At 47.5% G+C, this 20,806-nt stretch carries 15 protein-coding genes; 13 read left to right on the top strand and 2 right to left on the bottom strand.

What is annotated here, in order from left to right; genetic code table 11:
* Window positions 1-30 precede the first annotated feature (30 nt).
* From QVE09_RS18925 to QVE09_RS18905, 5 genes are all read left to right on the top strand, one after another.
* On the top strand, window positions 31-1,029 hold the full coding sequence (locus QVE09_RS18925; protein ID WP_397387062.1) for a phosphate/phosphite/phosphonate ABC transporter substrate-binding protein: 999 nt from the start codon (window positions 31-33) through the stop codon (window positions 1,027-1,029).
* Window positions 1,030-1,206: 177 nt separating this feature from the next.
* The gene (gene phnC, locus QVE09_RS18920; RefSeq protein WP_315938014.1) at window positions 1,207-2,004 is read left to right on the top strand and encodes a phosphonate ABC transporter ATP-binding protein; all 798 of its coding nucleotides are present in this window, start codon (window positions 1,207-1,209) and stop codon (window positions 2,002-2,004) included.
* Complete coding sequence (gene phnE, locus QVE09_RS18915) at window positions 2,001-2,852, top strand: phosphonate ABC transporter, permease protein PhnE (RefSeq protein ID WP_315938013.1); 852 nt, start codon at window positions 2,001-2,003, stop codon at window positions 2,850-2,852. The genes phnC and phnE (QVE09_RS18915) overlap by 4 nt, the downstream gene beginning before the upstream one ends.
* The gene (phnE, locus tag QVE09_RS18910) at window positions 2,849-3,655 is read left to right on the top strand and encodes a phosphonate ABC transporter, permease protein PhnE (RefSeq protein ID WP_315938012.1); all 807 of its coding nucleotides are present in this window, start codon (window positions 2,849-2,851) and stop codon (window positions 3,653-3,655) included. Before phnE (QVE09_RS18915) ends, phnE (QVE09_RS18910) begins: the two co-directional genes overlap by 4 nt.
* Window positions 3,656-3,972: 317 nt before the next feature.
* Window positions 3,973-4,233 (top strand): hypothetical protein, encoded by a 261-nt coding sequence (locus tag QVE09_RS18905; protein WP_315938011.1) that lies wholly within the window; start codon window positions 3,973-3,975, stop codon window positions 4,231-4,233.
* Window positions 4,234-4,328: 95 nt separating this feature from the next.
* Here QVE09_RS18905 and QVE09_RS18900 read toward each other — a convergent pair whose 3' ends face one another.
* Entirely contained in the window at window positions 4,329-7,115 is a 2,787-nt protein-coding gene (locus QVE09_RS18900) for a DUF5689 domain-containing protein (RefSeq protein ID WP_397387068.1), read from the bottom strand.
* Window positions 7,116-7,336: 221 nt separating this feature from the next.
* Window positions 7,337-7,813, bottom strand: coding sequence for an RNA polymerase sigma factor (locus QVE09_RS18895; protein ID WP_315938010.1), 477 nt, complete (start codon window positions 7,811-7,813; stop codon window positions 7,337-7,339).
* A gap of 215 nt (window positions 7,814-8,028) precedes the next feature.
* Between QVE09_RS18895 and QVE09_RS18890 the strand changes: the two genes are divergently transcribed.
* The 8 genes from QVE09_RS18890 to QVE09_RS18855 all read left to right on the top strand — a co-directional run bounded on the left by QVE09_RS18890 (window position 8,029) and on the right by QVE09_RS18855 (window position 20,704).
* Window positions 8,029-8,742 (top strand): response regulator transcription factor, encoded by a 714-nt coding sequence (locus QVE09_RS18890; RefSeq protein ID WP_036606313.1) that lies wholly within the window; start codon window positions 8,029-8,031, stop codon window positions 8,740-8,742.
* Window positions 8,739-10,205: a sensor histidine kinase gene (locus QVE09_RS18885; RefSeq protein ID WP_315938009.1), complete on the top strand. Its 1,467-nt coding sequence runs from the start codon at window positions 8,739-8,741 to the stop codon at window positions 10,203-10,205. Before QVE09_RS18890 ends, QVE09_RS18885 begins: the two co-directional genes overlap by 4 nt.
* Window positions 10,202-11,365 (top strand): hypothetical protein, encoded by a 1,164-nt coding sequence (locus QVE09_RS18880; RefSeq protein WP_315938008.1) that lies wholly within the window; start codon window positions 10,202-10,204, stop codon window positions 11,363-11,365. Before QVE09_RS18885 ends, QVE09_RS18880 begins: the two co-directional genes overlap by 4 nt.
* Window positions 11,366-11,568: 203 nt before the next feature.
* Window positions 11,569-12,252, top strand: a complete 684-nt coding sequence (locus tag QVE09_RS18875) for an ABC transporter ATP-binding protein (protein ID WP_315938007.1) — start codon at window positions 11,569-11,571, stop codon at window positions 12,250-12,252.
* A gap of 18 nt (window positions 12,253-12,270) precedes the next feature.
* Complete coding sequence (locus tag QVE09_RS18870; RefSeq protein ID WP_315938006.1) at window positions 12,271-13,641, top strand: ABC transporter permease; 1,371 nt, start codon at window positions 12,271-12,273, stop codon at window positions 13,639-13,641.
* A gap of 28 nt (window positions 13,642-13,669) precedes the next feature.
* Window positions 13,670-14,746 carry an efflux RND transporter periplasmic adaptor subunit gene (locus tag QVE09_RS18865; protein ID WP_315938005.1) on the top strand — a complete coding sequence of 359 codons (1,077 nt, stop codon included), beginning with the start codon at window positions 13,670-13,672 and terminating at the stop codon, window positions 14,744-14,746.
* A gap of 525 nt (window positions 14,747-15,271) precedes the next feature.
* Window positions 15,272-17,716, top strand: a complete 2,445-nt coding sequence (locus QVE09_RS18860; RefSeq protein WP_315938004.1) for a glycoside hydrolase family 6 protein — start codon at window positions 15,272-15,274, stop codon at window positions 17,714-17,716.
* A 651-nt stretch (window positions 17,717-18,367) separates the two neighbouring features.
* Complete coding sequence (locus QVE09_RS18855; protein ID WP_315938156.1) at window positions 18,368-20,704, top strand: rhamnogalacturonan lyase; 2,337 nt, start codon at window positions 18,368-18,370, stop codon at window positions 20,702-20,704.
* The last annotated feature ends 102 nt before the right edge of the window (window positions 20,705-20,806 follow it).

Here is a 20,806-nt window from a genome sequence, read left to right as displayed (position 1 = left end):
AGTAGATAAGTACTGAAAAATAGAAACTCTTTGGAGGGTGTTCGTTTGAAGAAGTCTGCTTTATTTTTACCATTGTTGATTTTGGTTCTGTTTCTGAGTGCTTGTGGGTCTAGCAGTAGTACAACAGGTTCGGCTAACGGGGATAATTCGAGTTCCAATGCATCCGGTACGCCTACAGCAGAGACAGAGAAAGCTGTCGAAGGTTATGTGCCAACTGAACTGACGGTTCAATTTGTTCCTTCCCAGAACGCAGACACGCTTGAAGCCAAAGCGAAACCGCTGGAGAAGCTGCTTGGTGACAAACTGGGCATTCCGGTAAAAGTCAGCGTATCGACTGACTACAACACAATTATTGAAGCAATGGCTTCCAACAAAGTAGACGTAGGTTTCTTGCCTCCGACAGCTTATGTACTGGCTAAAGAAAAAGGCGCTGCACAAGTTATTCTGCAAGCACAACGTTTTGGTGTTAATGATGAGACTGGAGCTCCAACAGAGCAACTGGCAGATTCATATAAATCCATGTTCATTGTGAAAAAAGATTCACCGATTCAATCCATCGAGGACCTTAAAGGTAAAAAAGTCGCTTACCAAAACGTAACGTCTTCCGCAGGTTATGTATGGCCAGCAGCTCTGTTTCTGGACAGAGGCATTGATCCATTAAAAGATGTAACACCTGTAACGTTGAAAGGTCATGACCAGGCTGTTATCGCTGTATTGAACGGTGACGTTGATGCCGCAGCTATTTTCCAAGATGCCCGCAACACGGTAGTCAAAGACTATCCAACTGTATTTGAAGATACACGTGTACTGGCGTTCACTGAGCCTATTCCTAACGATACCATTGCCGTTCGTACAGACATGAATGCAGATTGGACTGCGAAGATCAAACAAGCCTTCATCGATATCGGTAAAGATACTGAAGGTCACCAGATCATCAAAGAAATCTATACGCATGAAGGTTATGTAGAGTCCGATGATAGCAAGTTTGAGATCGTTCGCCAGTATGGTGAAAAAGTGAAAGGTGAATAATTCTGATCCAAAAGTAGTTCGGGATCTGTTCACTTTGTAGTAGCTTTCTTGGATGGGAACAGCTTAATCGTAGCAATGGACAGGCCAGTTCAGCGTGATCTACGCTGCGCTGGCTTGTGCCATTATAGCAAGGACTCATGTATGGTTGATCATTATGAATGAAAGAAGGATATTGTCATGATTGAGCTTCATAACGTTACCAAAACTTACGCTAACGGCACCAAGGGCCTGGATAATATTAATCTGAAATTTGAGCAGGGTGAATTCATTGCTGTAGTGGGTCTGTCCGGTGCAGGTAAATCAACACTCTTACGCTCCATTAACCGACTGCACGACATTAGTGAGGGCGAGATTCTGATTAACGGAAGTTCCATCACGAAGGCACAAGGCAAACGGCTGCGCATGATCAGACGTGACATCGGCATGATCTTCCAGAGTTTCAATCTGGTGAAAAGGTCCAGTGTACTACGTAACGTACTTGCTGGACGGGTTGGATATCATTCCACCATGCGTACCATTTTGGGTCGTTTTCCAAAAGAGGATATCGAACTGGCATTCACTGCGCTGGATCGCGTGAATATTTCGGAGAAAGCCTATTCCCGTGCAGATCAGCTATCGGGTGGACAGCAACAGCGTGTGGCTATTGCCCGTGTACTGGCACAGGAAGCAAAAATTATTCTGGCCGACGAACCGGTTGCTTCACTCGACCCGCTTACAACGAAGCAGGTCATGGATGACCTGAAACGCATCAATCAAGACCTTGGGATTACCACCATCGTTAACCTTCACTTTATTGATCTGGCGAGAGAGTATGCGACCCGTATTGTTGGATTGCGTGCCGGCGAAGTAGTGTTTGATGGTCCGGTATCCGAAGCAACGGATGAGCGTTTTGCAGAAATATACGGCAGACCGATTCTGGCTGACGAATTGCTGGACAAGCAGGTTGTGCATGAGCAGGGAGAAGTTGTGGTATGAAGGGGCAGTCCAACGTTCCACTTCAGAATTCAGGCGGAGTGGGAAAGGAACCTGGTTCCAGCCCGACTCAGGTTGTGAATCGCCCGAAACCGCCCGGGCGTACGAAACATTTGCTCACCTTAGTGATCATTCTGCTCCTTCTATGGGCCAGTGCCAAGCAGACCGATGCTGGCTTCACAGAGTTATTTAAGGGATTCCCTGAAATGTGGAAATTGTTGAAGGAAATGTTTCCACCCCGGTGGAGTTACTTTGATAATATCGTGCAAGGCATGCTGGAAACGATCCGAATGGCCCTGATTGGGACAACCATTGGTGCGATTATTGCAATTCCGGTCTCGATTATCTGTGCCGGTAACCTGATGCCAAGTCGCTGGATCTACTATCCGGCACGTTTTCTGCTCAACCTGATTCGGACCGTGCCGGATCTGCTGCTTGCTGCTTTATTTGTCGCTGTGTTTGGTCTGGGGCCAATCCCCGGAATCTTGGCACTGGCTGTGTTCTCGATAGGTCTGATTGCGAAGCTGACCTATGAGACGCTGGAAACCATTGATAAGGGGCCACTGGAAGCGATGACGGCTGTTGGCATGAACCGGATTCAGCTCATTGTATATGGTGTGGTGCCGCAACTGGCTGCCCAGTTCACATCCTATGTGCTGTATGCCTTCGAAATTAATATACGTGCTGCTGCCATTCTGGGACTGGTGGGAGCTGGAGGAATTGGACTCTACTATGAGGCCACACTTGGATTCCTGGAGTATGACAAGACCAGCGTAATTATTCTGTTTACTCTTGTCATTGTATTGATCATTGATTATGTAAGTACTAAGCTGCGGGAGAAATTGCTATGATGAAAAATGAAACAAGCCGCATCCGGCCTAAACCACGGAAAAACCCGCTTCGCTGGGTCATTTTGTTACTGCTGATCCTTGTGTATGTCTGGGCTCTTGCCGGTGTACCATTTACTGGTTTCAAAGAAACCGCCGCTCAGATTATGAAGGCTATTGTATCCGGGATTTTCTCACCGGACTGGGATTTTGTATATTTGCCTGAGGGGGAAGACCTGCTGCGGGGATTGTTGGATACGCTGGCGATTTCCGTGCTGGGTACTGTGATCTCGGCTGTACTCTGTATTCCGTTTGCCTTTTGGTCTGCCCGTAACATGAGTGGGCATCGTTCCATCTCGGGTGCAGGCAAAATGGTACTCAGCTTTATCCGTACGTTCCCTGAGATTATCATGGCCTTGTTGTTCATTAAGGCAGTAGGTCCCGGATCGTTTGCAGGGGTTCTCGCCCTTGGATTACACTCCATCGGCATGTTAGGCAAATTATACGCGGATGAAGTTGAAAATATCGACTATGGCCCATCTGAGGCGCTGCTTGCATCCGGAGCCAATCGCATGCAGCAGTTGTGGTTTGCCATCCTGCCGCAGGTTATGCCTGGATTCCTGAACTATACGTTGTATCGTTTTGAGATTAATGTACGTTCCGCGACCATACTGGGGGTAATCGGAGCAGGGGGGATTGGTACCCCGCTGATCTTTGCACTGAGCACACGAAACTGGCCTCGAGTAGGTATTATCCTGCTGGGTATTATCGTGATGATCACGATTATTGACTTGATCTCGGGTTATATTCGTAAGAAGCTGGTATAGAGTTGATGTGGAGCTAGGAATATATTAGAGGATAAATTAAGATTAGATGATAGCGTAAGAAGAGAGGGCTATTCGGTGCCAGAATATTGGCAGGGATAGTCTTCTTTCGTGTCTGCAAATAAACAACGGTGCGTTCTTGTTGTTCAGCTAACCGTTGAGGAATAAGAGGGTTCCAAGAATTTGTATAATATGATTGAATTATTTTCCATTTACATGTAATATTAATAGTTTTCTATATAAAGGGAATTAAGGTTATTAATCAATACTCCCTATCGATACCAATATAAGAAGTGAGTTTTTCGAAAGGATTGTGTCCTATGGAGATATTTTATTTTATATGGATTGGGTTTATGGTACTCCTATTACTGTACAGAATGATCTTTCAGAAGTTTAAAAAACATAACAGAGAAAATATTGGACTCAGTGCAATCCTGATCATTTTTACGGGAAGCAGTTATACGTTTACACAGATGAACTTGATTTTTGTCATTAGTGTCATCTCCGTGGCCGCTTATTGTGCTGTATGGAACAGCATTCTATTTGTTAGAAATGGATATGAGCCGGAACGTTTGAAATGAATAAAAAAACCGAAACCGTGTTGCCCTGTGAATCAGGCAATGTTGGTTTCGGTTTTTTAGTTGCTGGGTTAAACGGTAGGCTTCTTACAATCTTCTTAGCTAGCCAAAGGCAATGCTTTAGTAACTTGAACCGTAATTGTCTCGGTGCTTGTTACGCCTGCGGCGTTGATCAGCTCAGCACGGTACGTATACGTTCCGTTAGCGCGATTGGACAATTCAGTTGTAGCACTTTGAGAAGCTGGTGTAGCAGCTTTCAACGCTTGTGTATCAATCAGAACATCATTTTCATAGAGACGGTATTCAGTAGCGTTTGTACCCCACCAGAGGTTCATGGATACGTTATAGCTGCCGTCACCATCCCAGTTGTTTTGGGACAAGTTGGCTTTCCCGGGAGCAGCATTAGTTACTTGTACCGTCAGCACGTCACTGCGTGTTGTGCCTTTGTCATTGGTCAGCTCAGCTACGTAAGTATACGTGCCGTTGGCTTTACCTGTAATTGTTGTTTTGGCAAATTGGGCGGACGGTGTAGTTGCAGTTAACTTCTGGGTATCCACAAGAACGCCGTTCTCATACAGTTTGTACTCAGAACCATTTTCGCCCCACCAGAGGTTCATGCTTACGTTGTACGAACCTTCGAACAGGCCAGTGGTATATCCATTATCAGAGGAAAGCACCGGTTTACCCGGTGCCCCTTCAGCTGGAGTGGAAGGTGTTTCGCCTCCACCTTGATTTTCAGCAGGTACAAAATCATTCAAGCTTCTAGGTTTCAATTGATAAACGTCTTTGAAAATAGCGGAAACGCCTGTGATATCGATTTTGTCACCAGCAACATAAGGGAAGGCAGTCTCCGTCACACCTGTACGGGTATCTACACGGATATGTGTGCTTGTTCCATCTGCTGCTACGGCGTCGAATTCAAATGATCCAACTGGTGTAGCACTGATGATGTTTTCGATCGTTACATTTTTCAATTGAACCAGTTGACCCTGGTTCGCATCTGTAATTGCTGTAACTTCGATTGGAGCAGGTACGGAAGCTGTACCTGTTTTCTCAATCGCAACGATATCCGTAAGCTCGAACTCGCTGTTATAGATGGTTGTTGCTGCCGTTACTTTCACCTTGTCACCAGCATGGAAGCCGCTGGTGTGCTGGAATACGTAAATTCCGGCAGTTTCATCTTGAAGATAGAAGGCTTGTCCACCAAATGCACCCGGTTCTGTCGTCACAACACCTTCGATAGTTACGGTCGTACCAACAGCTTTGGTGCGTGCTTCAGCAACTGTGATAGCCGCTGGAATCGGTCCTTCTTCTTCCGGAAGCTGTTCTGCTGGCACATTGCCAACAGTCACGGCATTGGTGATCAGGTTGCTGCCATTCAGACGCAGACGCAAGCTCGCAGCGCCAGTTGTACCCGGTTTGATGCGTACGTTCAGATCTTTGATCGCGCGACCTTGGCTGTCCGAGGTTACACTGAATGTGGAGCTGTAGCCGTACGAAGTCGGCCAAGTACCACTTTCATTCTGGATCATGGCTACTTGTGTTCCGCCAGTCAGATAGATACCGGCACTATAACCGGATACGGTTGTGTTCGGAGCCATATTCTCCACAACTACACGAATCTGGAAGTCTTCTGCATTCGGAAGTGTATCCTGCTTCACGAAGCTGTAAGCAGCGTTTGCACTGGATGCAGGGCCGCCGTAAGAACCAGCCTTGAACGTGGAACGATCGTACCACTTATATCCGGCAGCAGGTGCGGCCCAAGGTTCAGCCTGAGGTTCTGTGGAAGCAGCCGGTTCCTCGAATGGCAGCAGCGCTGTAGCTGTGTCCAGTTCAAGTCCGTTCACTTGAGTTAGATCCGTGTAGTTCTCTTGTGTAGCAAGCCAGTTCACGGTATTTACGAGCAACACCGCATCATCGGCTTCTTTAAAACCGTCATAAGTTGTTTTGCGTGTGCCTGTCTCTTCACGCAAATATTTTGGTGATGCATCTTCTACTGGAGAGGAGTCACCGATGAAGGCAGCCTTACCTGCACCCAGCTTGGATACGGCCACGTAAGGACCTTCTTCAATCCCGCCACCGTTGTAGACACCTTGGTCTACGGCGTTATTCCATTTTGCGTTGGTTTTTGGCAGGTACACAATACCTTTTGCCTTTTCCGGATCGGTGATTGCAAGTGTTGAACCGGCGTGCATGGCTACAGCCGATACCCCTTCTGTGATGCCGAAGGCTTGATCTGCCGGTACAACGATATTGGCGTTGATATCGCCAAGTGCGTTATAGCGGAAACGTACGCCGAAGTTATCGGACAACCAGTCCGAACTGGTTATATTTTGCATCGCTTCAGAATTACGCTCATCTGTACTCATGCCTTTGGCCGGATCTTCGAATGCTCCCCGACGATAGCCGTTGATGACTTCAGAGCCATCCCAGCGGTTTTTGTTACGGTCTGCATTATAGTGATCTCCAACGAAGAAGATGCTGCCGCCCGTTTCAACATATTGTTTGAGTGCTGCTTGTTCGGATGTTTTGAAAGGAATTTGAGGCTCTGCAATAACGAATACGTTATACTCTTTCAGATCATCATAGGTAAATGGAGTTGTCTTGCGAAGTTCTTTGACATAATAACCATCATTCGCGAGTGCATTCCCGAAGTCGGAGAAACCTCCATCAATGACCCAGTCTGCAGCTCCAGCCGTTTGGCCGTGAGAGTTGTCGAACAATACTTTTTTACCTGCATTTTGGTTTACAACCTTTGCCTGGATGAACGGTGCCGGGTCTGTCGGTCCTTCCGCATGAACCGATGCATCTCCGTTCCATAATCCGATCTGAAGCGGCAAAGCCATGGACAATGCCAGGAGTGATTTTAAAAATACTCCTCGCATACCTGTTAATTTACCCAACCAAATCCCTCCCAAATATTAGTTGATTCATGAGTTCGTCCATATTCTACCACATGAAAATCTCACATAGTCATAACAATTTGTAAAAATTAACTCGATATTTGTAAAATTGGGTCTTTTGACATATCGATAGGTATTTCGGTCCGTCTTCATTTATCCAATTAACCCTCGTATATTGCTTTCGGCATAAAAAAAGCCATCTCTTATGAGATGACTTTGGCCCGAATTCGATTGACGGCATGGAAGACAGAGGATTTAATCATGCCTTCGCTGCGATTCACCAGCTCTGCCGTTTCCTTAATGGAGTATCCATGGATGAGGCGAAGTTCTAATATTTTACGATGTTCGGTGTTGTTAATATGGGAGACAAGATCATGAACGCCTTCGCTAATTTCAAGGTGGGATGTATCGACGTGATGGGTAGGTACCTCCAGACGGCTGTCTCGTCTGAGTGTGCGGGTCCGCCTGCGGAAGCTGTCCATCGCCAGGTTACGGGCAATGCGTTTGAGATAATAGAGAAGCCGATCTTCAGGGATATCCACGGTAACGTTCATCAGTCGAATGAAACAATCCTGTGCCAGATCTTCTGCGTCTTGCGGTTGTTTGACGATATGGGATAGATACCTTGTGATTTCTGATTTATAGTTGACATAAGCATCATTAATTTGTGTGCTGTTCATATGATGTGAATCCCCCTTGGATGCAGATCAGGCTTGGGTCCGGTCTGGTATGAGTCTCTTATGATCCAAGTATAGCGGGAGGTTGTTTCCAAACGGTTCAGAGTTGTATCGGAGTTGTAACATTTCGTGCTTCCCTCTATTCAAGCATACGGCTTGGGATACAAAATATAGGCAGATGAAGGAAATTCATAGAGCAGGGAGATTACGAAAGTATCATGAGACAAAAAGAGATTTTAATTATTGAGGACGAGGAGTCCATTCGCGATATTTTGTCCTATTCGTTACGTAAGGAAGGATTTGAGATCAAGGAAGCAGCTACGGGAAAAGAGGGTCTGGATCTGCTTCGGGATTCGAAGCCGGATCTGATCCTGCTGGATCTGATGCTGCCGGATATGAGCGGTTTTGATGTGTGCAGGCAACTATCTGTGAACTCCAAGATACCCGTCATCATGATTACTGCGAAGTCGGACATGCTGGACAAGGTACTTGGCATGGAGCTGGGGGCAGATGACTATATCACGAAGCCTTTTGATATCCGTGAAGTGGTTGCGCGCATTCGGGCGATCTTTCGCCGGATTGATCTGATCAGCGAGACACTGGAGAATCAGTCCTATGAGGTGGTAAGGCTTGGTAAGCATATTGAGATCCGCAAGGATGAACGGGAAGTGTGGAAAGACGGGGAACGGGCAGGACTCACGAATAAAGAATATGATCTGTTGTTATTTCTCGTGACCCATCATCGTAAGGTTCATACACGTTCTGAACTACTGGACAAGGTATGGGGATTTGATTTTGCAGGGGATACCCGAACGGTGGACATTCATGTGCAACGGATTCGCAAGAAACTGGATAGTGGTGTGCAAGGCATTTCGATGATTGAAACGGTATTCGGTGTGGGGTACAAGCTGAATATTCAGGTACAGACATGAAGTGGACGATCCAGTTCAAAATGGTGGTGTTATTCTCGGTCATTGTCTTTATCGGATTCTCTGTTCTGCTGATTCTGTCCAATAAGGTGGCACAGGAGAATATGTACCGGGAAGTGCATGAGGATATGGTGCAATCCAAAAGAAATCTGGACATCGCGCTCAATCAGTACTTCCTGATTCATAACAAACGCATGAGCAGAGACTCGCTCGAAGCAGGAAGCCGCGAGCTCGCGGAGCAGATTGGATCAGCCGTTGGCGGGAAGATTACGGTATACCGTCCCGATGCTTCGCCTTACGGATCTGCTGGCAGCGAGGTTAATGTTGCCAAGCGATCTGACCATCCTGATGTGGAGCAAGCCATACAATCCCGGATCGCTTACACCACCGTTGTGGATAAAGGTCGGGTCATCTCCAGTCTGTCCTTCCCACTTCAGATGGATCAACAATTGATTGGCATTGTGCAGTTGGAAAAGGATTACACGGACTTGTACAAACGCAATCTTCGGTTCCAGAATACGATCAAGCTGTTTGCAGCGGTTATTTTCGTATTTGTATTTATCGGGTCCATCTTTATTTCCCGGAAAATTACACAACCCATCCGTGTACTCACGAAACGTTCTGCGGAAGTGGCTCAGGGAAGTCTGAATGCGGACATTCAGATTACAACCAAGGATGAGATCGGTGAATTGGCTTCAAGTTTCACCGTCATGATTAATCGGGTACGGGAGCAGATTGATGTGATTGAGCGAGAGCGGGACGAAGTAAAACAAGTGCAGGCGCGAAGCAAAGTCTTTTTTGACAATGTGACGCATGAATTGAAGACACCCTTAACAACGATCCTGGGGTACGCCCAGATTTTGCGGGATAACGGATTTACCGATCAGGACTTTTTTGACAAAGGCATGAATTATATTATCAAGGAAAGTCAGCGTCTCAACACGATGGTTGCGGATATTCTGGAGGTCTCTGTCTCCTCTGCGGTCATTCAGGCGTACCGTTTCGAACGTATCGATGTATCGGATATTATCCGTGAAGCTTGCGAGGATATGTCGATTAAGGCCAGTAAGTACAATATAGGGATTCATTATGAGCTGGAGGAACACCAGTATCTTCAGGGAGATCGGGATAAGCTGAAGGAGGTCTTCCTCAACGTTCTGGATAACTCGGTCAAGTACAGTGATGTGAACTCCATCATCGAAGTGCAATCCTTCCGGTTAGTTGATTCCATTGCTATTGTGATCCGTGATCAGGGAGAAGGAATTGGTGCTGAAGCGCTCCAGCATGTATTTGAACCCTTTTACCAGGATAAAGGAATCAACAGGGCCGAGAAAGGCAGTGCCGGGCTGGGACTGTCTATTGTGAAGAACATCGTTGAGCGTCATGGAGGAACAGTGGAGATGAAGAGCATCATGCGGCAAGGGACACAAGTAAATATAAGTCTTCCGGGGGAAATGAACGCATGAGACATCCTGGATTTTGGCGTAAACACCGAGACATATTGATGCTGTCCGGGCTGTTGATCACATTTGTCAGCGGGATTTTTGGGATTGGAAGTCTGTTCAGTATCGGAAATCTCAAGCCTAGAACAGTAATTTTGCCAAGTGAGCAATTCAACAGTCGTCTGGCGCCACCACCGAGCAGTACGATTCAGATCGAGTCGGCGACCAAGATTCCGAATGACTTTGCGATCTTTGATTTTGAAGTGGTAGACCGGAACACGATTATATTGAATCAATCGGAACCTTCCTATTCAGGGCTTCAGCTGTCTCTCCTGCATCTGGATGATAATGAAGTGAAGAATATTGCGAGTAATACAGATTATGGCGTTGCAATCAGTCCAGATCACAAGAAAATCATATACTCCCAGTACCGGGCAGGTCAGGCGCAGAAGACATCGTATGAGTATGTGATTGAGGATGGGAAACGTCGCAAGCTTCCGAACGACAACTCGTATTATCGAGTGTTTGTAGGGAACGAATCCTACATTGGTCAGGATGATCTGTTATTTAAACAAGTTGATCTGAGCCAGGGGACGAGTCATATCATCTACACGCATGAAGAGCTGATGGACATGTTCACAGGACCGAAACAAGGGAAAAGTTCGAATGATACGTTTATCGTAATGGATGTGTTGCAGGTCAGCGAAGATCTGAAGCAGTTTTATATGCTGGTGATGCTGAAAGACAAGTATGCCATCTATCGTGTATCGCTTGAGGACGGGCATGAAGTGAAGGCGTATGCTGCAATGGATGACATTCTACAATTCAAGTTGCTGAAAAATGGCGACATGCTCATCCAGGGAACGATGAATAAGGTACAGGGACTATATCGGTATCGTGCAGCGCAGGAGCAATATGATCTGGTATTAAAAGGTTCCATCTGGAACTTCGAACTGGATGCAGATGAATCGCGAATAGCTTACTTTTACCCGGTGGACAATCAGAATCAGAAGAGTGAGTTGCATGTTGCTTACCTGAATGACAGCAAGCTTTCGTCCGATACGGTGATCTACCGCAATATTGATAACTTTACTAATCTGAAGTGGAATGACGATGAGCTATTTGCAGTGGGCAGTACGATGGATAAAAGTGAGCTGTACCGCTTTAGTTTCAGAGCCTGGTAAGCTGTGGAAAGTATACGAATATAAGACCTTGGTCTGTTTAGAGCTGGCGATAGCTACTCTGCGGACAAGGTCTTTTTGTTAAGACATTTTACAAGTTGGATACAACTCCGGCCAGCCCGGATACATCTCCACCCTATAATGAAAGGGGAATGTGCTACGCGAATCTTTACATATGCAGTAAGAAGAAAGGAAGACATGTAGCAATGCTTCAAGTTGAACAATTATCCCACTCGTTCCGTAATAGCCAGGGAACCGTGCCGGTGCTTCAAAATATCAATCTGACGATTGGAGAAGGCAAGATGGTAGCCCTGCTGGGCAGTTCTGGTTCGGGTAAATCCACACTGCTGAATTTGATGGCAGGGCTGATGAAACCGGATCAGGGCAAGATTCTAATTGCGGGACAAGATATTGTACGTTTCAGTGAAAATCGCCTGGCTGAGTTCAGGCGCAGTCATATCGGGTTTATTTTTCAATCCTATGAACTGCTGTCCAATCTTACGATCCGGGAAAATGTAGAGTTACCCTTGGTGTTTATGGGCATAAGCCCTTCGAAACGCAAAGCAAAAGCATTGAAGCTGTTGGAACAGGTTGGACTGGGTGAAAAAGCAAACTTGTTCCCGTCTCAGTTGTCGGGCGGTCAACAACAACGTGTCAGTATTGCACGTTCACTCATTACCGAACCCTCGGTGATTTTTGCAGATGAGCCTACCGGTAATCTGGATACCGAGACGGAAGAAGAGATTATTGCGATTTTGCAGCAGCTTAACCGGGATATGAATACGACCTTTGTCATTGTGACACATGAAGCAGAGGTAGCGGAGCAGATGCAAGTCGTGCTTACACTGCAACATGGCATACTGGTCGAAGAAGCTGTAAGGGAAGTTTGAGGCAAAAGGAGAGGAAATGTGAGAATACGGGATGTAGCACGTATGGCCTGGGGACAGATCATTCGCAGAAAAATGGTTACGCTGCTGTGTATGATGGGGCTGTCGATCGGTTCTGCCGCCATGATTACTGCACTTAGTGTAGGGCAGTCCGTACAGACCTATAGCGAGAAAACATTAAACGACAACTACAAGATGGATGAAATTACGATTACGCCCAATGAAGGCATACGTACCGGCAACGGCAAGGGGAGCGGTCAGACATCGAAGTTTGAACGGGGTGCGTTGACGTTGGAAAAAATTCAGATTATCCAAAGACTTCCCCATGTTGTTGCTGTGGCTCCCATGTTAAAGCTGGATTCGCTCGAAATGGTGCTTCCGGATGGTCGCAGCACGTATGTTGAGGTCATTGGTACCCAGCTGGAGACCCTTAACGGGTTTGGATACACATATGCTGAGGGACGTGGGGCGGAGGATGGTCGTATGGCGGTGACCAGTTATGGGGCCGCATTTGGACTCGTAGACCCCAAAGTAACCCAGAAGTTATTCGAGCAGTTGAATGCGGATCCATATAACAATGAGCTTTTGCAGCAGTATACAGAAATGTCAGCGAAGCAGGACCAGCTGGTCCAGCAGCGTATTCAGTTTCGATATGAAGATTATGCAAATGCGAGCAAAACCAAAATGAGTGGCTCTATACGCGTATCTGGAGAACTGACGAAGCCTTCCAACATGGATGAGATGAGTGCTCAAAACGATAAAAAAGTATATCTGCCGCTGGATACAGCTCGTGCATTGCAGGATGAGCTTGGGTTACAGCAGGCCGACAGCAGTGCGGCTAAGCATCTTAACTCGGCCTTGGTCAAGGTTGAGGACAAACGTTATGTATCCCAGGTGGAAGAACAGATTAAAAAGCTGACGTTAAACACACAGAGTAATCTGTTCCAGGAGGAAGCGATGGCAGGCCAATTGGCGATGTATCAGAAAGCAGCATTGGGGATTGGTGGTTTTATCATGTTGCTGGCCTCGTTATCCATTATCGTAGCGATGATTATGTCTACGCATCAGCGTCGTAAACAGATAGGTGTGATGAAGGTGCTGGGCGCAAATCTGTGGCAGGTCCGCCAGATGTTTATTACAGAAGCAGCGATGCTTGGATTAATGGGCGGTGTGGCTGGTGTGGGGATTGCCTTTGCTGCCCTGGGCGGGGTGAACAGTCTGCTGGCGAGTCAGATGGCAGATCAGGTCAATGGCCCGATGACCGTGGTTATTCAGCAGTCCGCTCTGCCGCTAGGCATCATGTTTGCTGTTCTGGTTGGCATTGTATCGGGTATATATCCGGCAATCAGCGCATCCCGAACCAATGCATTAACTGTGATCAAATCGATGTAATTTTATCAGCGAAAGGGAAATTGGGCACATGAAGAAATGGATTAAAATCATCATCACCGTTGTACTTTTGGCAGGTGTAGGGTACTGGCTGTATGAAAAGTACAAGCCAAAACCGGAGGCGCCTATAGAGATTCCGCCCCCGATTACCTTTGATGTGACACAGGAAACGATGACGCAAACGATACAGGTAAAGGGGAAATCCGTATACGCCGATCAGACGGATATCTTCGCTCCGTATGCTTCCAACATCAAGCAGTGGCACGTGAAAAGTGGTGAGCAGGTGAGCAAAGGCGATATCCTGTTTACCCTCGATACTTCCACGTTACAAACAGAAGTAGAACAGTTGCAGAGTGATCTGGAGAAAGCCCAGCTCGAAAATAAGATGAATCAGGTTAGCCTGGATCAGGCGAATATGAGCGAGTCACTTGGCGTGACGGAAGAAGAGCGCAAAAAGGCATTTGCAGACCGGGAAGGCAAACGCCTGACGAATGAGTTGAATCAAAAAGCACTGGTCCTCAAGGAGAAGGAGATACAGAAAAAGCAGGCAGTAATCAGTAAGTCTGTTGTATATACTTCTGCTTCCGGTATATTTCAGATGAATGAAGAAGACAGCAAGACACGTGCGGTGACGGAAGGACAGCTAATCGGGTCCATTACAAATATCAGCAAACTGAAATTCATGACGATTGTTGGCGAGGAAGAAATGTTCAGGCTCAAGGTGGGAATGCCGGTTAAGGTACGAATGACAGCGCAAAAAGACCTGCAATTCACCGGGAAGGTGAGTAGGGTGTCCAAATTCGCCCGCAAGAGTACTGATACGGATCTCAAGCAAGCTTCACAGTTTGACGTGGTCATTGATCTGAAGCCGGATGCCAGAATGTATGGAGGCGTGAGTCTGGAAGGCGATATCGAGACGATGCGTAAGGATAAAGTGACGGTTGTGTCCAGCTTGGCCATCATGCGGGATCAGACCGAACCTTATGTATTGTTAGACAAAGGGAACGGACAGACAGAGCAGCTGACCATCCAGGCTGGAATGGAATCTGGGGACAAGACGGAAGTGGTTAGCGGTTTAAAACCGGGAGATGTCGTCGTTCTGCCTTAGACGAGCGGTCGATTCGACCTTAATCAACACGAGGTTCATTGTGGCATATGGCCAGGATGAGCCTTTGGTGTGGTTAGGGGCAAGGGATGTCCAAATTCCTGCCTGAATTATGGAAAAAAATATAATTAAATTTATATAATTCAATTTACAGTAATATTTACATGTCGTATAATCAGAACATAAGGAGGTGACACCGAACATCATGTTTGTAGATGGTTAGGCGAAGGCCTTTTTTTTAACTGCTAAAAGAAAGCGCTTACTGAAGTTGGGGTTCAGACATCCCGTAAGTCATTTTTCACACTTCTTCATGTCTAACACACGTTCAACCACACCCACCATATTATACTCATTCACATGATTCGCCCTCACACACCATTTGTTTGCTCAAGACTCCAGTTATACAACCCATTCTTCTGGAGGTGATACAACCAACTCATCCGAACGTTCTCTTCGTGCTAAGCATCATAATGACACAGAGGATCAGACATGAGTACAACCCAATCTAACTAAAGGAAAGGTGGAACTATGAAGACTAAATTGAAAACCAAATCCAGAGGTAAGAAGATCCTGCGCAAAGGTGTAAAACAAATGCTGGCAGCAACGCTGCTCGCGGCGGGGATTTTCCCGGGGATGTCTCCAGGCCTGACTCAGGCGGCTGAGGCACATGTGGACAATCCATTTGTAGGGGCAACGGCTTATCTGAACCAAGATTACTCGGCTCTCGTGGATACGTCCATTGCGCTGACTAACGATGCATCGCTGAAGGCCAAGATGGAGACGGTCAAATCGTATCCAACCGCAGTATGGGTTGACCGGATTGCTGCAATCTATGGCGGCACGGACAACGCTGGTCGCAAAAGTGTAGAGCAACATCTTGATGCCGTTCTCGCTCAAAAGAAACCGGGTACACCGATCACCGCTTCATTTGTTATTTACAATCTGCCCGGACGGGATTGTCATGCACTTGCATCAAATGGTGAACTTCCACTAACACAGGCGGCACTGCAGACATATAAAACGGATTATATTGATGTGCTCGCAGATATCTTCGCAGATCCGAAGTATCAGGATATTCGTATTATTGCCGTCATTGAACCGGACAGTCTGCCTAACCTTGTGACCAACCTGAGTACACCAGCTTGTGGTCAAGCCAGCTCAACAGGTATCTATGAGGCGGGTGTGAAGTATGCATTGGACAAGCTGCACGCCATTCCGAATGTGTACAACTATCTGGATATCGGCCACTCCGGCTGGCTTGGATGGGATAACAACCGTTCTGCAGCAGTCGCGCTGTATACAAGTGTTGTGCAAGGGACAGCCGCGGGTCTGAGCAGTGCAGATGGCTTCATTACGAATACTGCGAACACCACACCACTGGGGGAGCCGAACCTGTCTAATCCGGATCTCAATATCGGTGGACAACCGATTAAATCTGCCAAGTTTTATGAGTGGAATCCTTATTTTGACGAAACCGATTTCACCGCTGCGCTGTATGCCGATTTCGTACAAGCTGGCTGGCCAAGCAGCACAGGTTTCCTGATTGATACTAGCCGGAATGGGTGGGGCGGGGTAGACCGTCCAGCATCTGCTACGGGCAGCAACATCAACGATTATGTGAATTCTGGACGTGTAGATCGCCGGGAGCATCGGGGGAACTGGTGTAATGCCAGTGGCGCAGGTATTGGTGAAGCACCTAAGGCTGCACCAGGACCAGCGCATCTGGATGCTTATGTATGGGTGAAACCTCCGGGTGAATCCGATGGCTCCAGCTCCGAAATTCCGAATAACGAAGGCAAAGGTTTCGACCGGATGTGTGATCCAACCTTCACAACTCGGGATGGTGTATTAACAGGTGCGTTGCCTAATGCTCCAGTATCGGGTCACTGGTTCCATGATCAATTCGTGGCACTGGTGAAAAACGCATTCCCTGTACTGCCTGCCAGTAACGGTGGAGGCAATCCTCCCGGGGGAACAACAGCCCCGGCAGCACCAGCAGCATTGACGGCTTCTGCCGGTAACGCTCAAGTCTCCTTGACGTGGACTGCTTCTACAGGGGCTACAAGTTATAGTGTGAAGCGGGCACTGAGTGCATCAGGTCCATTCACAACAATTGCAGCTAACGTGAGTGGAACATCTTACAGCAACACCGGGCTGATCAATGGTACAACCTATTATTATGTGGTAACGGCAACAAATGCAGTAGGTGAAAGTGTTAACTCTGCAACAGCAACAGCTACACCTGTTGCAGGTGTAACGGCGCCAGCTGCACCGACTGCTCTCACAGCAACTGCAGGCAATGCGCAGGTGAGCCTGACGTGGACCGCTTCTACAGGTGCAACAAGTTATGATGTGAAACGCGCACTGAGTGCAACAGGTCCGTTCACCACAATCTCGGCGAATGTGAGCGGTACGTCATACACCAACACTTCCCTGACGAACGGCACGACGTATCATTATGTGGTAAGTGCAGTGAATACAGCAGGGCAAAGTGCCAATTCCGCTGTAGCTTCTGCGACACCTCAAAGTGTCGTTGTACCAACGAGTGATCTTGTCGTGCAATATCGTGCTGGAGATACCAATGCTCAAGATAGCCAGATCAAACCGTATTTCAACATCAAAAATCTGGGTAGTACTGCTGTGAATCTGAGTGATCTGAAGATCCGTTATTACTTCTCCAAAGAAGGCTCAGCTGCGATGGATTCTGCCATCGATTACGCTCAAGTTGGCGGAGCCAATATCCAGCGGACCTTCACAGACTCGTATGTGGAGCTGAGCTTCACATCTGGCGCTGGCAGTATTCAGGCTGGTGGACAGACTGGAGACATTCAGCTTCGCATGTACAAAACAGACTGGTCCAACTTTGACGAGACGAATGACTACTCTTTCGATCCAACGAAAACATCCTACCAGGATTGGAACAAGGTAACACTCTACCAAGATGGAAATCTGGTATGGGGTATTGAGCCTTAAACTTTACTTGTAACTGTCTTAACCGCGATCCTCAGTGTGTTAGAGGATCGCGGTTTTTGCTATGGATTACAAGAGTCATTCTCGATTGAAGTACTTGATCAACTGAGGAACGTAGTGGAGGGGACGAAATCGATTCTGAAGAAACGAAGTGTTCGCCTTTATCACCGGATTTTACCCTTGGAAAGGGGATGGAAGAAAATCCGGGGATAACAGCGATCATAAGAACGATTCGTAACCGGAACGGATATCCCTCACAGCTGCAAGTTCTTTTTCTCAAATGACTCTAAAAACACTGATTATTGATCGTTTTGGACGGATATTTGCCTAGGGTCTGGCAGACAGGATGTCTATAATAGAACCCGATGGGCGGGATCACCTCGCTCGGATTGGAAAGAGAATGGAAGGGGGACCGCACTCTGGTAGTCGGGCAAGCTGATTTCTCTTTTTTAATTTTGTAAGCGTAATCATAATGTGAAGGAACGTCTGTCGAAGAAAGTCTGTACGGGTGATCGAACGTCCAATCATCATCGATGTGTATATGCGTCACCTATTCTGTCTCAAGGAGCGTGAAGGTGGATGAACTCAGAAACAACAGTGCCGGTACATAAAGAATCGGCTTCAGGTCAGCAATCGGGTCGCAGGAAGGCACGTATGCCACTTGCAGCCAAGGTGCTCTCTTCGGCACTCAGCGTAGCTTTGCTTATTGGAGGAACAGCGGGAATCACTGGAGCAGAAGCTTCAGACGGTAATGGGGCGACGGAAGCCAGCCCGCAATCACATAAGGGGGGCAGTCACGTGAAAGAGATTCAACTGGAATATCTGGATCGGGGACTGGTTGCTGCTTCGACATCTGAAGGTGTTTTTCTCAGTTGGAGATTGCTTGGTGACGAGGCCACAGGGTATAGCGACAAAGGGCTGACAGGTACGGATTTTAACGTCTACCGTGATGGCAAAAAGATCGCTACCGTCACCGACAGCACCAACTATGTAGATGCCGCGGGCAAATCGTCATCCCGTTATGAAGTGGCAGCGGTGAACAAGAAGGGCAAGGAGAGCAAACGCAGTGCATCCGTCAAACCTTGGGCGAACGGATATGTGGACATTCCACTGCAAAAACCCGCCGATGGTGTGACACCTGTGGGAGAAGCTTATACGTATTCCGCCAATGACATGAGCGTTGGGGATGTGGACGGGGATGGCCAATATGAGTTTTTCGTCAAATGGGACCCTTCCAATGCCAAGGACGTATCGCAGAAAGGATACACCGGTAAAACCTACATTGATGCTTACACCATGGACGGACAATTGCTGTACCGAATTGATCTTGGGGTCAACATCCGTTCAGGTGCTCACTATACACAGATGCTCGTTTATGATTTTGACGGGGATGGCAAGGCTGAGATGATGTTTAAGACCGCTCCGGGTACGAAGATTATCAAATATAACAAAAAAGGAAAAGTGACCTCCGAGAAATACATCACGCTTCCGAAGCAGGACCGCAAGGCAGGGTACTCGAACGAAGATGATTATCGTTTAAGTGCGGATGGGTACTACGATCATGTGGTGGATATGTTCAGAAACTGGCATAAACACGATGAGGTTGTTAAGGGCAACTGGCCTGCAACATTGGAAGAGGCTTTTGGAATGGAGAAAAAGTATAACTACCCTTTGTCTCAGCAGGATGCCGAGAGCCTGGCCGGCTACTTCATTGATGTGTACGCGGTAGAACGCAGCAACCGCAATGAGCTGCGCAAGTTCGAAGGTTTTATCGTAGATGGACCGGAGTATGTTACGGTATTTGAAGGAAAATCAGGCAAAGAGCTGGAGACCATTCCCTATGAACCTGAACGTCATGATGATGGCCTGATGTGGGGTGATTATGCCATGGCACGGATCGAACCGGGCAATCGGGTGGACCGCTTCCTGGCAGGCGTGGCGTATCTGGATGGCAAGAAACCTTCTGCAATCTTTGCACGCGGATATTATACACGTTCAACGATGGTTGCCTACAATTGGGATGGCAAGAAGCTGAAGAAGGAATGGAAAGTGGATAGCGGCTGGACACCAATGAAGAACCCGTTTAATGACGGACCACACGGCGTAGATGGTACAGATCCGCAGTATGGTTCCATCACAACTCAGGGTGCGCACTATTTCAGTGTGGCGGATGTGGATGGAGACGGCAAACAGGAGATCATCTATGGCTCGGCTACGATTGATCATGACGGCAGCGTGCTGTACAGCTCCACAGACCTGATGCCTGCTGAGAGTGCTGCACCGGGAACCAGTGCCCGTCTGGGCCATGGGGATGCTCTTCATGTGGCAGACATCGACCCGGATCGTCCGGGACTTGAGATTTTCATGGTTCACGAGGGTGGTCCTTGGGCGCCGTACGGCTATTCCCTCCGTGATGCGAAGACCGGAGAAGTGATCTATGGCGGGTACACGGGGAAAGATACCGGACGCGGCATGGTGGGTGATGTTGATCCGACCCGCCGTGGGCTGGAGACCTGGGCTGTAGGATTGTGGACAGCTAAGGGTGAGAAAATCAGTGATCAGGCGCCGGGTACAAATATGAACATCCGCTGGGCTGGTGATATGACGACACAGATCGTAGATGGTGCGATTGATGTTACACCCACCATCAAAGACTGGAATCGTGGCACGTTGCTGACGGCAACAGGCACATTGACCAACAATCACACGAAAGGTACGCCTTCTCTCGTAGCTGATATCTTTGGGGATTGGCGGGAAGAGATGTTGGTGAGAACCACCGACAGTTCAGCGATCCGCATCTATCTCAGTACCGAGAAAACGGACCGCAAGCTGTACACGCTGATGCATGATGCGATGTATCGTGTGGGCATTGCTGGACAGAACAGTGGATACAACCAGCCTTCCTATCCGTCCTTCTACATGGCATCGGATATAGACTGGTCCAAAGTAACGCTGCCTAAGTTCTACACGCCAGGTAAGGGCGGAAAGTAAACAAACCCCATGAGCAATAGCCATACAAAATGTGTTCAGGATCAGCCTGTAACGTAAAGCAGCGTTGGCATTTTTAAGCGTTGGTATTGGACATTAGAAGCT

The sequence above is a fragment of the Paenibacillus sp. ClWae2A genome, assembly GCF_032452295.1.
Classification (GTDB): Bacteria; Bacillota; Bacilli; order Paenibacillales; family Paenibacillaceae; genus Paenibacillus.
This window is presented reverse-complemented; position numbering and strand designations above follow the sequence as displayed.